This window comes from Dyadobacter sp. BE31 (assembly GCF_031457695.1).
GTDB lineage: Bacteria > Bacteroidota > Bacteroidia > Cytophagales > Spirosomataceae > Dyadobacter.
Genome location: NZ_JAVDXA010000002.1, coordinates 351,172 through 365,850 on the forward strand (window position 1 = coordinate 351,172; position 14,679 = coordinate 365,850).

Here is a 14,679-nt window from a genome sequence, read left to right on the forward strand (position 1 = left end):
CATCACTCATCAGCCATAACCGCCGTCGTTTCCGGGACGGGATCGTCATGGCCTTCTTCGGCGGGATCGAAATCGAGTCCCGTGTATTCCAGGAAATCAAAGTTGGGTTGGTTAAAGAGCATGCGGGCGAGTAATGAACAGATAATTGTTTTCATGGCTAATGGTTAAATGGTGTCTTTAACGATTCGCAAAACTCATGCTTTTGGCCGCCTTTCACCCCGACTTTTGATGCATTCAGAGGTAAATTTGTTGCATGCATCATTTGTGCGCCAGTATGAACTGATATTCCTAAACCTTTAATTGTAAGTTACTTAAATGGGGGTAGGTTGGGCAGGGCGGCGTTGGGTGAAGCATTCTTTCTGGTTTGGCGTGTTGCGCTAACTTCCATTATTTTGCCGGAAATCCTGCGCTGGATAACCCGCATTCCGATCCCTGTTTCTTTTCGTCACTTACGCACACTGATCTTGCTGCTGCAATCGGGGAATATCCTGCTGGTAAAAGACTCTTTTACCCTGGTTTTTCCGGGGTGCTATTATCCAAATCAGATCCCGTATGATGTGTTGGTTGATTTTTAGTTTTTTCAAAAAGAAATACGGCGTCCTCGCGCTGCTGATGTTGCCGGGGTGCTGGTTTGCCGGCAATGCATTGGCCCAAAAATCGATAGCCGACAGTCTGAAACACGAGCTGAGCCTGCACCGGGCAGAGGACACGGTGCGGGTGAATATATACATCCGGTTGAGTCGCTATTATTTTGGCGTGGATCAGAACCAGGCGCAGAGCAACGGCGAGGCAGCATTGAGACTGGCCCAAAAACTATCTTTTCATAAAGGGATCGCATCCGCGCAGATATGGCTGGCCATGAATTATCAAATGACCGGGCAGAATGAGGCCGCGATCAGGCACGCGTTGAGCGCGGAAGCCATTGCCGAGAAATATGGATTTACAGGCCTGGTGGCAGAAAGTAACCGGACCCTCGGCGTGATTTACACCGACCTCGACGACCTTTCGCAGGCAGAAGGGTATTATACCAAAGCAATAAAATATGCGGAGATTTCCCACGACTATGGCTTGCAGGCGAGGGCGCTGAACGGCCTGGGGGACATTGAACTGCGGCGAAAGAAGCATAAAGAGGGGCTGAAAAGGTTTTTTCAAAGCCTCGCGATCGCACGGGAGCATTCCATGCCATTTTACCTGCCGGTTATCCTTTCCAATATCGGGGCGTCATACGGCAGCTATTTCAACAACACCACATTGCAGGAAAAGTATTTCGACGAGGCGTTGGTAGCCGCCAGGAAAAGCGGCAACCGGTATGCGGAAGCTTCGATACTGGCTAATCTCGGCCAATTGTATACCAAAACGGGCCGGTACCGGGAATCGGAGGCATACCTGCATCAATCGCTTAAAATCAACCAGGAAAGCGGCATTAAAAACGGCACGCAAAAGGTGTATCTCAAACTCGTGGAGCTGAGCATGAAGCAGAATGACTTTCCGAAAGTCAGGCAATATATAGATGAATATTACAATCTCAGGAATACGCTGCTGAACGAGGAGAAAAGCAAGCAGATTGTCCGGCTGGAAGAGCAGTTCAAATCGGCGAAGAAGGAGCAGAAAATACAGCTGCTGGAACAGGAAAAGCGGCTGCAAATCGCTTCCAAGAACTTCTGGATCATTGGTTCGCTGTTACTTTCCGTGGCAACGGTGATCATTTACTATTTACAGCAATCGCGTAACCGCAAGTCGAGGCAGTTGCTGGATGTTCAAAAAACGCTGATCAGGCAGCTGGAAGAGACGGATCTGCTCAAATCCCGCTTTTTTGCCAATATCTCCCATGAATTCCGCACACCGCTTTCGCTGATCCTGGCGCCGGTAGAGGAAATGCTGCGTTCGGGTAAGCCATCCGGTAACGACCATAAAAACCTGAACCTGGTCAAACGGAACGCCAACCGCTTGCTCGATCTGGTGAATCAGCTGCTGGACCTATCCAAACTGGAAGCGGGCAAAATGACCCTGCAAATAGCGCATGGCGACTTGCAGGAATGGCTTCGTATACTGGCCACGTCATTCGATTCACTCGCGGAGGCTAAAAAAATTGCGTTCGTCACGCATTTCGACCTGCCCCGGTCCGAGGCCTGGTTCGATCGGGACAAGCTGGAAAAAATCATGAACAATATCCTTTCCAATGCATTCAAATTTACGGAAGCGGGCGGAAATGTGACGCTGTCGCTGCGTACCAGTGGTGATCATTCCGAGTTGCAGATCACCCTCGCGGACACGGGTGCGGGCATATCACAGGAGGATTTGCCGCATGTTTTCTCACCCTTTTACCAGGTACGGCGAACGGTGGACGACGGCCAGCCCGGCACGGGGCTCGGGTTGGCGATGGTGAGCGAGCTGGTCAAGCTGTATCGCGGGAAGCTCGGTCTGACGAGTCGGCCGGGAGAAGGTACTGTTGTTGAAATAGCCTTGCCGGTGACGAAAGAGAAACTGGATTTCGCGGAAATAGTAGTAGCGGAAGGCGCGCCGGCTGCGTTAAAAAAGTCCGGCGCAGCCCATCCCATTACCACCAAAATGGAGCCCAATAACCAGGCGGAAGACTGTATGCTGATTGTGGAGGACAACCAGGAGCTGCGGCATTTTATTGCCCATGTCTTTCACGACCAGTTCAGGGTGATTACCGCGACCGATGGGGCCGATGGCCTGAAAACGGCCATTGAAATGATGCCCGACATCATCATATCCGACGTAATGATGCCGGAAATGGATGGAATCGACCTCACCCGCCATATCCGCGAGAATGAGCTCACCAGCCATATTCCGGTGCTGCTGCTGACGGCGAAGTCGGACCAGGACTCGCGCATGGATGGGTTGCGTACAGGCGCCGACGATTACCTGGCTAAGCCTTTTTCCACGGACGAGCTGCGCGTGCGCGTGAGCAACCTCATATCCCTGCGCAAGAACCTGGCTGCCAAGTACCGCAAGGAAATCATGAACGGTCCTGCGGAAGAGCGGGTTCCGTCGGCCGACGACAAGTTCGTAGCGAACCTGCGCGCTGCCATTGAGGCCAATATGAGCAATGCGTCGTTCAGCGTGGAGCAGCTGGCCGGGGAAATGTGCCTCAGCCGCACGCAGTTGTTCCGCAAGGTGAAAGCGCTGTTCGATATTTCACCCAATGAGCTGATCAACGACATCCGCCTGCAGCGTGCCGCCATCCTGATCCGTTCCCGGGCCGATTCCCTCACTCAGATCAGCTATTCGGTCGGATTCAACGAGCAATCTTACTTTGCCAAACGATTTCGCAAAAAATACGGCGTGTCGCCGAGCGAGTACGCCAATACGTGATTTTTAGCCCGTTTCGCAACTTTCCTATCCGATTTTGCAACATCCGTCATAGCCTTCGCCCCATCACGGCCAATAGTTTTGTGATCCTGTTCCGGACTGCCCGGAGCAGGAATTCACTTAAAACAATTGTCCATGAAAAGAAATCAGAGCATGCGGCTGGTACTAAGGTGGCTGCATGGTGTACCTGCCGGAAGAGCCTCCTTACGCATTTCCAAATTAGTGCTGCTAGGCCTGTTGGCGCAGGCTTGTGAGGACCATCGGGTGCCGGCCGACCCGAGTGACTATGAATTGCCCGGCAAGATTGTGTATGCGTTGAATGAGAACAACACGGTGTACCGGATGGATGTCAGGAAGCCGGGAACTATCATTGATTCCATCAAACTGGAAACGCGGGACCCGGGCGAGAAAATCATTGGGATTGATTCCCGGCCGACGACGGGCGAAATTTTCGCGATCAGTAATTTCCGGACGGTCTATTCCGTGAACACGACGGGCTATCGCGTAACCCGGCCCGTTTTCATCCTCCACAAGCTAGGAATTAAAACGGATTTGAATACAACCATTGGTTTTGACATTGATCCCGTGCGCGACCGTATGCGAATCGTGACGGCCAAAGGCGATAATGTGCTGCTGCGCCTGGAAGATGGGCAGCAGGAGGGAAAAGGGGTTTCCACCCCGGACGTCGGAGCGGTAGCATACAGCAATAATTACCCGGGCGCGACAAGCACGACGCTTTTCGGATTGGATAGCCATGCCGACAAACTCGTCAGATATGAAAACCCGGAGGCAGGCAGCATTACGACGGTCGGCCATTTCGGTATCGACGTGGAAGAGGTCGGCGGGTTTGACATTTCGACGACCACGCGGTTTGGTGAGCAATTCGGGATTGCATCCATTCGCTATGGCGGTAAATGGGAACTCGATTATGTCAATCTGAAAACAGGCAGGTTGCAGCGGATTGGGGATTTGCCCAAACGAAAGATCATAGGGATTACGATTCCCGCCAACGTCGCCTACGCGATCAATGACGGCAATACGCTGCTGACTTTCAATCCGGTCGGTTCGATCGATGAAGACGGGGATATTCGTGAAACCCGGATCAAAGGGCTTCCGGACGGTGTAAAGCTGCTGGGTATAGATTTCTCCATCGCTCCATTGGCGAAATTGTATGCCCTCGCGACCGATAGCAAGGTGTACCAGATCGACCCCGGGACCAGCGAAGCGAAAATGTCGTGCAAGCTCGATTTGCCGCTTAACCTCAGTGCGGACCCTGGCTTTGGAATCAGTTTTGAACCTCTTACAAATGAAATGAGGGTGATAACGACCAGCGGCTTGTTCATTAGCATCGATGTGGAGAGAGGCAGAGTGATCCAGCTTCCGCCGCTCTATTATCCTGCCGGAAAGGAGAAGGGCCTCGACGCAATCGCGTACTCGAACAGCCAGCCAGGCCTCGAACTACCTTATGGTTACACCTTCCTGTTCGGCATAGACCGGGAAACCAATGTGATCCTGCGGCAAGTGTCCGGCACCAACAACCTGACGAAAGAAGGCAAACTGGATATTGCCGGGAAGATCGACAAGGTGAATGGTTTTGATTTCGGCGGGTACAATGAATACGCCTATGCTTTGCTAAAAGTGGACGGCATGACAAGGTTTTACAAGATCGACGCCATTACCGGTCAATTTCAATCGGCCCGTTTCAGATACAATAACATAGGCGGACTGGCCATGGGACACAATTTTTACGACGTTTACTACTAGGAAGAATTAAATGCCGCCACCAGGCATCGCACCGATCGTCAGCCGGTACACAGCCTCTGCGCATTCGTCGGCTTGCCATAACGCAGTCGGTATCGTGAGATCCGGCTGCGTTGGCACGTCGAAGCCGGATCCGATACCCGTAAAATTTTCGATTTCGTGGTTCCGGGCCTTTCGGTAGAGGCCCTTCACGTCGCGCTGCTCGCAAATGGCAATCGGGCATTCCAGGTATATTTCGAGGTAACGGTCGCCGAGGGTTTTTCGCAGCAAGTCGCGGTGCGATTGCATGGGTGTAATGAAGGAGCAAATCACAATGAGGTCTTTTTCGAGCAGTATTTTGCAGAGCTCCGCCACGCGCCGGATATTCTCGAGGCGGTCGGCATCGGAAAAGCCCAGGTCGCTGTTCATACCCGCCCGCACCACGTCGCCGTCGAGCGGGAGCGTACGGTAGCCGTCCGTTTCGAGCCGGTGGGCAAGCATTTGGGCGAGGGTGCTTTTACCTGCCCCCGAATGCCCCAGCAGCCACACTACCATCCCTTTTTGATGCGCTTTCATCGGCACAGGCACAGGAAACTGCCGTTCAGCAGTGATTCTTTGTTGTACAAAAACGGCTCACCCGAAGCGGTGGTCATTTTGCCGCCACTGCATTCGAGAATAGCTTGTCCGGCGGCGGTGTCCCATTCCATGGTCGGTCCCTGGCGAAAATAAATGTGCGCGAGGCCTTCGGCAACGAAGCAGAATTTGATGGAACTTCCCACCGACACCTGGTTCGTGACGGGGTACCGGGCCAGTACCGCGGCTTCCTCGGGGCTCCCGTGCGAGCGGCTGCCTACCGCGGTCCAGCCGGCATCGGCATGGCTCGTTTGAAGTCTGACGGCACTACCCGCGGCGTCGGTTTTCCACGCGCCGCCCGCCTGGTCGGCATAATAGGTCACGCCCGTTACGGGTACGTGTATAACGCCCATCACAGGTGTGCGGTCGCGTATGAGCGCGATATTGACCGTGAACTCGCCGTTTCGTTTCACAAACTCCTTGGTGCCGTCGAGCGGATCCACGCACCAGTAGGTATGCCAGTTTTTTCTTTCCTCAAAAGGAATGTTACGGCCTTCTTCGGAGAGTACAGGTATGCCCGGAAAATGTTTGGCCAACGCGGCTACGATCACTTCGTGCGAGGCTTTGTCGGCAAGCGTGAGCGGCGAGTCGTCGGCTTTGTTTTCCACCTCGCCCGATCGGGTGGGATCGTTGTAGATGCCCATAATCGCATTCCCGGCTTCGCGGGCTATGGCGGGTAGTATGTTGATGTCTATCTGCATAATTTTCAATGAGGGATAAGAGGCAACCGGCCGGCAATCGCTTTGAGGAGTTGCTCCTGCGGGCGTCTTTTTTCAAGGTCTTCCGGCCTCAGTTTGCTCCTGAATTCTTGTTTCAACTCCTGGTTGACCTGCGAGAAATCGGCGATTTCCTCCGCTGAAAATGGCGTGCCGTCTTTTTCATAAACGAGTTCGTAATCCAGTTTTTCGAGGGTATCGCCTGCTACGCGCTCGAAAATGCGGACGTCGGCTTCCGAAAGCCCGGTCAGGAACTTGCGGTGGTTGTCGGTTAGGACGGGTTTGACCACATTCTGCCACATTAACCCCGAATTGGCGGTCTCCCGCGACTCGGCCGACTCATGATAGGCCAATGCCGTTGCCGAATATTCTGCTCCGATGAACGAACAAATGCGTTTCAGTTCGGTTTCAGGGTCTTTTAATAAATCCTCGTAGCGCACACGGAGCACGCGCCCGGAGTCGAGGTTTTCATACAATGCGATGGATGCCTCCTGCTCGCTCTTCCATTGTTGGGCCAGGTGATAGCTGTGTTTTTCACCTACAATGGCCTTTTTGAAAGAAAGCGCTACATCACGTCCGTCGCGGAAGAGGTGGATGTAGCGGGGCGGCGTGCTGTACTGTTCGAGTTCGGCGGCATAATGGATGTTAGCCATGCTTTTGCACGTCCAGATCCGCGCGCCGTCGGCATCGGCTTTCAGCTCATACACCGCTTTGGCAATTTCGGGCAGGGTAGGCGCGTCGCACCGCTGCCGGACAGCCGGGCGGTCGAGGGTAAGGCCGGCCCAGGGTACCGGGTTGGTTTCCACGAGCGTGCACACATCCTCGATCAGCTGGTCGAACTGGCTTTCAATGGCCAGATCGCCATAAGCGGGCAGGAGCGGCATCAGCCTTTCGAGAATATGCGGCGGGTGTGGGGCCGATACTTCGGGTAACTGATTAAGCATGAGCCGCAGCAAATTGGAGCCGCTTCGCTGGGTGCCGATGATTTGAACAGGGATAAATACCATGACTTACAATATAAGTAATCCAAGAATGCCGGCAGCCGGTACCACCAATGCCGGGTCGGTTTTGAAATAAATCGTGGCGCCGAGTGCCGCAGCAAACACAGCCGCAGAAAACAAGGTTATGCCATCGCCCAACAAAATGGAGATGCCCGCGGACACGATCATCCCGATAATGGCCGGTCGCAGGCCTTTAAATACCGCAATGACCACCTCCGATTGGGAGATTTTATTGAAAAAACGGGCTGCTATGACGGTCAGAATGGCCGTCGGGGTGAAAATGGCGATGGTGGCGTTCAATGCACCCCAGAAGCCGGCCAGTTTATAGCCGATGAAGGTGGCGCTGATAAAAATCGGCCCGGGCGTGACTTGCCCCATTGCGATGGCGTCGGCAAAAGCCCGGTCAGAAAGCCAGCGGTGGCCGTCGACGATGATCTTCTGCATGGCCGGGATGATCACGTAGCCGCCGCCGAATTGGGTAAGGCTCATGCCGGAGAATGTCAGCAGGATAGTCCGGTGCAATGCGGCCAGCGGGTTGCTTTGCGGCCAGGCCACCAGCACAATGCCCAGGGTCAGGATTGCGAGCAATGGATAGGGTATTTTGAATTTCCCCGGAGTGGATTCAGTTGCAGCGGGGGAGTTTGTCTTTCCGAAATAAATAAAATAACCTGCCCATGCACTTACGAGCAGCACAGCCAGGGTGGTGAAATAGGATTTTGAAACAAACACCACCATGCAGGAAGCGAGTGCAATAAGTATTTGCGGAACATCCGAAATATTCTTACGGCCCATACTGATCGCCACGCTGATGATAATGGCGGCGACCGCAGGCAATATTCCCGCAAAGAAATGGCTCATCGCCGGTACATCGCCATATTGAAAGTAGAAATGCGAAAGGGCGAGCATTAACACGAACGAGGGCAGGATTACCGCGGCAACGCTGACGAATGCGCCTTTCCACCCGCCGAGCTGGTAACCCACATAGGAAACCACATTCACGGCCATCGGCCCAGGCAGTACTGATGCGAGCGAAATTCCCTCCATAACCTTCGCATTGTCGAGCATACGGTCCTTTTCAACGACCTTTTTCTGAATCATCGAAATTAGCGACATGAAGCCGCCCCACGACGTGGCGCCGATTTTCAGGAAAGTCAGGAAAAGATAGACGGGTACCGGTTGCATCGCGCGTCAGTTTACCAGGTAGGGGGCAACCTGCTCTTGTGGAACAAACTCGGCGCGGTAAGGCATAATCCTGCTTTTGAGCGCCCACAGGAAACGTCCGTCGAGGTTGGTGAGGACAATGCTGTTGGTTTTGGAACTGCAATGCAGCACGGCATCGGGCCCTACCAGGTAGGCGCTGCCCATGCGCGCGGTGTAAAACTCCTTGGGTAATGTAATATGGTGTTTCAAAACGGAAGTTTTGGCTGACTCGTCCAGCCCGAATGTGAGCGTGCGGGTCGTTTCCTTGCTGGTACCGTTGTCGAACAGCATCAGGTCGCCCTGGGCATTGCGGTGAACGGCATGACCCTGGTCGAAAACGCCTTCGGCAGGCATTTTGAAATCGCCACCCCGGCCGAATTTCCAGAGTACCTTGCCGGTTTTGGAGTCGATTTTCCAGATTTGCCCGTTGTTGTAAAATGACATCAGGTAATTCCCGTCACGGTCGAAACTTACACTGTTGGCATGCATCCAGTCTTTTTTCTCTTGCATGATTTTGGGGTCTTTCAGCGGGTCGAGCGCATCGAATACCGACCAGCCCCATACTTTCTTCCCCTTGCGGTCGAGCACCAGAATGCCGTCGCTTTTGACCGTATCCTGCTTTGTGCCGCCCACGGAGCTGAGGTCCATGATGCGGGTTTGCACATTCAATGTCACGATCTCGCTGCGGTCGTTGAGGATAATCTCGTGGTGGATCGTCTCTTTGAAATCACTCTCACCTTTTTTCAGGTGCAGCAGCGTATCGCCGGTGAGCGATACTTCCAGGATTTCGTTGCCGTAGCTGGTGGGGTACTCTTCTGTCCCGAGAATGGACAGGATGGTTTTGTTGCGTGTGAAATGTGTGGTTTTGAAGCCGGTGCCATTCACCTGATGATACCAGCGGATATCGCCTTTATGATCCAGCAGGAAAATAATCCCCGGCGTTTCGCGGCGAGAGAAGAGGATAAAGCCTTTTTTGAATGCGTCCGGAACGATGGTCGAGTCGGGCGCAATGGTCTGGAAAAAATCCTGGATCCACATCGGGTAGCCCGACGTCCGGAAATCGTAAACCTTGCTGGTGGTTTCCTTACCACCTTCCGAGGAAATAATATGGTAAAGGTATTGCGATTTGGGCCGCAGATTCGTCAGTACCAATGCGTGGTCGGTACCTGCGGGCGACGAAGTGGTCGTGAACTTGTGCAGCGAGTCGGCCTTCTGCCAGTACTCGATGCGGACTGTGCACGGGTCGGTGGTTTTTACGTCTATCCTCACTTTCAGCGTGTTCCTGCCCGGCGCGCTGAGGCTGATCGTTTCGATACCCGTGCCATTGCAGCCAACGAACGTCAGACCGGTGATCAGGATAGCAAATGCGAGGAGGATACGTTGCATAGGAACTGGATGTAATGGATTTGTAAATATAATTCAAAACCGGCCCTGAAATGGCAGCAGGCAATACGCGAAAATGCGTACTGCCTGGCTGCATGTTTGCCCGACGGTTATCTGCCGGTATTCGAAAGGTTAGGGTTAATGTCTACCTGTGCCTGTGGGTACGGGAAATATCTGTGCTTGTTAATATCGATACGAGGTGTTTTGCCGATGGCGCTCAGGTAAGTATTCACCATGCTCTGGTATTTGTCCATCCGGATCAGGTCCTCGCGGCGTTTGCATTCGAAGAAGAACTCCCATCCGCGCTCTTGCAGGATCGCGTCGCGCAGGGTTTCTTTGGTGAATGTGCCTGCCGTGCCCAGTAATGTGGCTTTCGAGCGGCTTTTTACCTGGTTGATCAGCTGGATGCTTTCCGCATTCGGGCCTGTGAGCTCGTTCAACGCTTCGGCACGGCTGAGCAGGATATCGGCGTAACGGATGATCGGGAATACGTGGCCGTCGAGGTAGGTCGTAGAGCCTTTCGGGTCGGCGTATTTCTTCGAGGCGACGTCGGGCAGGTAATAGTAACCTGCGGGCGGGTTCACGGCCCCGGCCGGTGGCTGCACGTAGCGAAGGCCGTCGGTACCGATGTAGTCGTAGAAGAACATTTCACGACGCTCGTCATTCTTCTCGAACGTATTCCAGAACCGCCACGGGATCCCGAAATACTGCCAGCGGTCGGTCACCTCCTTGTGGTTGATCGGCCCGAAGTGGTTCATCATTTCGGTGGCATCCACGAGGTTGTTGGACAATGCGCTGAAAATGTTTTCGGAGCACCATTTATTGCTTTCCGCAAACAGTTCCGAGTAGGACGGGTACAGCTGGTATTGTTTCAGATCGGTGATCTGCTGGCTGATCTCCACGACTTTCTGCCAGTTTTTCTCCCGCATGTAAAGCTTGCAAAGCAATGCGAGTGCGGAGCCTTTGGTAGCTCGGCCAACGTCGTTGGTTTTGTAGATTTTGCTGCTGGTGTAGTTCAATGGCAGGTTCTGCGCGGCATATTCCAGGTCGCTGATGATCTTCGCATTGATGTCCGCTACCTGGGTAACAGGTGTTTTCGCTTCATAATCCGGGTTCTGGATGTTTTTGGCCACCGAATCTTCGGTCATCAAAGGTACCGGGCCAAATGCATTGGTAAGGTCGTAATACCCCAGCGCACGGAGGAATTTCAGCTCGCCTGCAAACTGCGCTTGCTCCTCATCGGTCAGCGCTTTGATTTTGGGAATGTAATACAATGCATTGTTCACATCCGAAACCAGCTTGTACTGGTGCTGCCACGCATAGGCGAGGTAGGTATTGCTAGGTCCCCAGTTGGCGTCGGACATGAGTCCCACGTCCCCGCCCGATTTGGCATGGCCGGCATCGGTGGTCAGGTCGGTGATGGTTACCTGGAAACCCGCGTAATACATCCACGAGTCGTTGCTTCCGCTGGGTTGTTTCAGTCGGGAATAGGCTGCATTCACGGCGGCAATGGCATCGTCTTTCGACTGGAATGCATTGGCGTCGGTCAGGATGCTGTAAACTTTCGGTTCGATCAGGCTTTCGCAGGAAACCGCCACGAACAACATCATCAGTGACAGAATTGAGATGTATTTCATTTTGATGCTATTAGAAATTGATTTTTAAGCCAAGGGTATAGGAACGGTAGGACGGGAACGCGGTGTAATCCAGACCCGACGCGAGGTTGATGCTGCTGGCCGAGCTGCCGCTGTTGGCCGCTTTGGTGTTCACCTCAGGATCGGTACCGGTGTAGCCGGTGATCGTGAACAGGTTTTGCACCGTGCCGTACAGCCTCACTTTCACCCGGCTAGCCTGCCCAAATGGAAGCTCGTAGCCCAGCGTGATCATCTTGCAGCGCAGGTAAGAAGCGTCCTCGATGAAGCGGGAGTTGATATAACCACCATAAGAAGTGGTAGCGTAGCCATCCTGTGGAATATCGGTGTTCTGGTTGTTAGGCGTCCAGCGGTTCAGTGCCGAAGTACCGAAGCCCGATTCGAGGATCAGCGCATTCGCATTGTACAGGCTGTAATCCAATGCACCCTGCATGAAGATATTCAAATCGAAGTTCTTGTATCTGAACTCGTTGCCGATCCCGAAAGTATAATGCGGGTTGGCATGGCCCAGGAAGGTGCGGTCGTTGGCGTTGATCACGTTGTCGCCGTTCACATCCACATATTTGGGGCTTCCTGCCGGTGCATTGGGCTGCGGCGCATAACTTTCGCCGGTTTTGATCACGCCTGCATACTGATACCCGAAGAAGCTGCTGAGCTCGCGGCCCGGTTCCAGCTTGGTGAAATCCACCGCACGGCCGCCGTAAGGGTTGGCAGTGGTAGTGATAATGTACGGACGTCCGCCGAGGTCGAGGATCTTCTGCTTGTTATAGGCAATGTTCAATGCGGTTTTCCAGCGGAAGCTGCCTTTGGAAATGTTCTGCGTATTAAGGGAAAGTTCAAGACCCTTGTTCTGGATGGCACCCGCATTCACGATCTGGCTGCTGAAACCCTGCCAGTCGCCGATAGGGATATTCATCAGCAGGTCGTTGGTCTTTTTGTGGTAGTAATCGAATGTCGCCGAAATGCGGCCGCCAAGGAACGCCATGTCCACACCGAGGTCGAGCTGTGCGGTACTTTCCCATTTCAGGTCGGGGTTAGGCAAGCGGGTCGCTGCCACACCGCCATAGGAATTATCACCGTCGAGGGTCACATTCACGGGCGAGAAGGTGGTCATATAGGCGTAGTCTCCGATACGGTCGTTACCGGTAACACCATAGCTGGCGCGTACTTTCAGGTCGGAGAACAAGTCGAGGCTTTTCACAAACTCCTCATCCCCGATGCGCCATGCAAGTGATCCCGACGGGAAATATCCGTAGCGGTTGTTTTCCCCGAAGCGCGACGAGCCGTCGCGACGGATCGTGAATGTGGCCAGGTATTTGTCTTTGAAGCCGTAGTTGATCCTGCCGTAGGCCGATGCGATCTTGGTATTGACTTTCGAGCTGGTAGAGGTTACGCGTTCGGTTCCCGCACCCAGGTTGTTGTATAAAAACACGTCCGAGCTGAAATTCTGAACAGCCGAGTAATGCTCTTCGGTTTTATCATCCTGGGTCGAAACACCGGCTACCGCATTGATCGAATGCTCGCCGAAGGTTTTGATGTAGGTAAAATAAGCTTCTACCAGGTTCCGGTAAGCCGCATTGTCGTTTACCGTAGCGCGGCCTTTCACTTTCTCCCCGTCCACAAGGTCGCGCGGGAGGTAGGTACCTTCTTTGAAACCATTGTATTCCGTTCCTGCATTCACTTTGAAAGTCAGCTCGTCGGTGATCATGTATTCGGCAAATGCATTGACGTTAACCTTGTTGCCGAACTTGTCGTTGGTAGGAGCGAGCAGCCAGGCCAGCGGGTTGTCGCGGCCCTGGAAGCGGGCGAAACTGCCGTTCGCATTGTAGGCAGGCACGGCAGGCGAGGCCGAGAGAATGCCGTACATCACATTGGAAGGAACGATAGATCCGTCGTAGTTCTTGAAGCGTGAGAAAGTATGCGCGCCGTATATGTTAGCACCCATTTTGAAACGCTTGCCAAACTGCTTGTCGGCATTCAGACGTACCGAGTAGCGGTCATAGTCGGTGTTTTTCAATGCACCGTCCTGGTTGAAATAGTTGAGCGACAATGCCACGCGGGTATCGTCATTGCCACCGCTGGCGGTAAGGCTGTAACTCTGCACACTCGCATTGCGGGTAGCCAGTTTGAACCAGTCGTTGCTGATTCCGCTGGCCAGGTCGGTGGGCGTGTACAATGCGGGCAGGCCTTTTTCGGCATTCTTGGCATTGGTGATTTCCATGGCTTGCAGGCCGGTCATCTTCTCGTAGCTGCTGCTCACTTTCTGCACACCGTAATAGCTGTCGAAAACCACCTGCGCCTTTCCGGCCTTTCCTCTTTTAGTGGTGATGATCACGACGCCGTTGGCCCCACGCGCACCATAAATAGCGGTTGCGGATGCGTCTTTCAGGATCTGGATGTCTTCGATATCGTTGGGGTTAATGTCCTTTCCCGTTTCGGAAGGGAAGCCATCAACCACATATAAAGGCTCGTTGGTAGACGAAATGGAGTTACCACCCCGGATGCGCACCACGGTAGTACCGCCGGGCGCCGAGTTCGACTGGCTCACCTGCACACCCGCCGCGCGTCCCTGGAATGCCTGCGCCACGTTGGAAGTGGCACCACCGAGGTTGAGGCTTTCGCTGGCGATCGAGCTCACGGCACCGGTGAGGTCCTTCTTCTTCTGGGTACCATATCCTACCACCACCAGTTGATCGAGCGTTTTGGAATCCTCTTCAAGGGTAACCTTGAAGACCGTCTGGTTGCCCACGGTGATCTCGGCTGTTTTGTAGCCGATGAACGAAATGCGCAGCACCGATTGGCTATTGGGAACGGCGAGGGAGAACTTGCCCTCTGTGTCGGTAATCACACCCGTGGTAGTGCCCGCCAGCGATACGTTGGCACCGGGTATCTCGGCACCCTTGGCGTCGGTCACCGTACCCGACACGCGGATCTCGCCGGTCTGACCGAAGCTACTGCCGACAGCCAGCAGGGCAACGAAAATGAAACTCAGTATAGCCTTTAACTTCATAGGGAATT

10 protein-coding genes are annotated in these 14,679 nt (G+C 53.7%); 2 read left to right on the forward strand and 8 right to left on the reverse strand.

What is annotated here, in order from left to right:
• Positions 1 to 2: 2 nt before the first annotated feature.
• Positions 3 to 155 (reverse strand): hypothetical protein, encoded by a 153-nt coding sequence (locus J2Y43_RS10370; RefSeq protein WP_309982118.1) that lies wholly within the window; start codon positions 153 to 155, stop codon positions 3 to 5.
• Between the two features lie 397 nt (positions 156 to 552).
• On the opposite strand from J2Y43_RS10370, the gene J2Y43_RS10375 reads away from it, so the two are divergent.
• Positions 553 to 3,339 (forward strand): ATP-binding protein, encoded by a 2,787-nt coding sequence (locus J2Y43_RS10375; protein ID WP_309982119.1) that lies wholly within the window; start codon positions 553 to 555, stop codon positions 3,337 to 3,339.
• A 132-nt stretch (positions 3,340 to 3,471) separates the two neighbouring features.
• Entirely contained in the window at positions 3,472 to 5,100 is a 1,629-nt protein-coding gene (locus tag J2Y43_RS10380; protein ID WP_309982120.1) for a DUF4394 domain-containing protein, read from the forward strand.
• Positions 5,101 to 5,106: 6 nt separating this feature from the next.
• On the opposite strand, the gene cysC is transcribed toward J2Y43_RS10380, so the two are convergent.
• The 7 genes from cysC to J2Y43_RS10415 form a co-directional block, all read right to left on the reverse strand.
• Positions 5,107 to 5,652, reverse strand: coding sequence for an adenylyl-sulfate kinase (cysC, locus tag J2Y43_RS10385; protein ID WP_309982121.1), 546 nt, complete (start codon positions 5,650 to 5,652; stop codon positions 5,107 to 5,109).
• On the reverse strand, positions 5,649 to 6,410 hold the full coding sequence (gene cysQ / locus J2Y43_RS10390; RefSeq protein WP_309982122.1) for a 3'(2'),5'-bisphosphate nucleotidase CysQ: 762 nt from the start codon (positions 6,408 to 6,410) through the stop codon (positions 5,649 to 5,651). Before cysQ ends, cysC begins: the two co-directional genes overlap by 4 nt.
• 5 nt (positions 6,411 to 6,415) lie before the next feature.
• Positions 6,416 to 7,432, reverse strand: coding sequence for a sulfotransferase (locus J2Y43_RS10395; protein WP_309982123.1), 1,017 nt, complete (start codon positions 7,430 to 7,432; stop codon positions 6,416 to 6,418).
• Between the two features lie 3 nt (positions 7,433 to 7,435).
• The gene (gene chrA, locus J2Y43_RS10400; RefSeq protein WP_309982124.1) at positions 7,436 to 8,608 is read right to left on the reverse strand and encodes a chromate efflux transporter; all 1,173 of its coding nucleotides are present in this window, start codon (positions 8,606 to 8,608) and stop codon (positions 7,436 to 7,438) included.
• Positions 8,609 to 8,614: 6 nt separating this feature from the next.
• The gene (locus tag J2Y43_RS10405; protein ID WP_309982125.1) at positions 8,615 to 10,012 is read right to left on the reverse strand and encodes an aryl-sulfate sulfotransferase; all 1,398 of its coding nucleotides are present in this window, start codon (positions 10,010 to 10,012) and stop codon (positions 8,615 to 8,617) included.
• Positions 10,013 to 10,119: 107 nt separating this feature from the next.
• Positions 10,120 to 11,646, reverse strand: coding sequence for a RagB/SusD family nutrient uptake outer membrane protein (locus J2Y43_RS10410; protein ID WP_309982126.1), 1,527 nt, complete (start codon positions 11,644 to 11,646; stop codon positions 10,120 to 10,122).
• A 10-nt stretch (positions 11,647 to 11,656) separates the two neighbouring features.
• Positions 11,657 to 14,671, reverse strand: a complete 3,015-nt coding sequence (locus tag J2Y43_RS10415) for a TonB-dependent receptor (protein ID WP_309982127.1) — start codon at positions 14,669 to 14,671, stop codon at positions 11,657 to 11,659.
• Between the last annotated feature and the right edge of the window lie 8 nt (positions 14,672 to 14,679).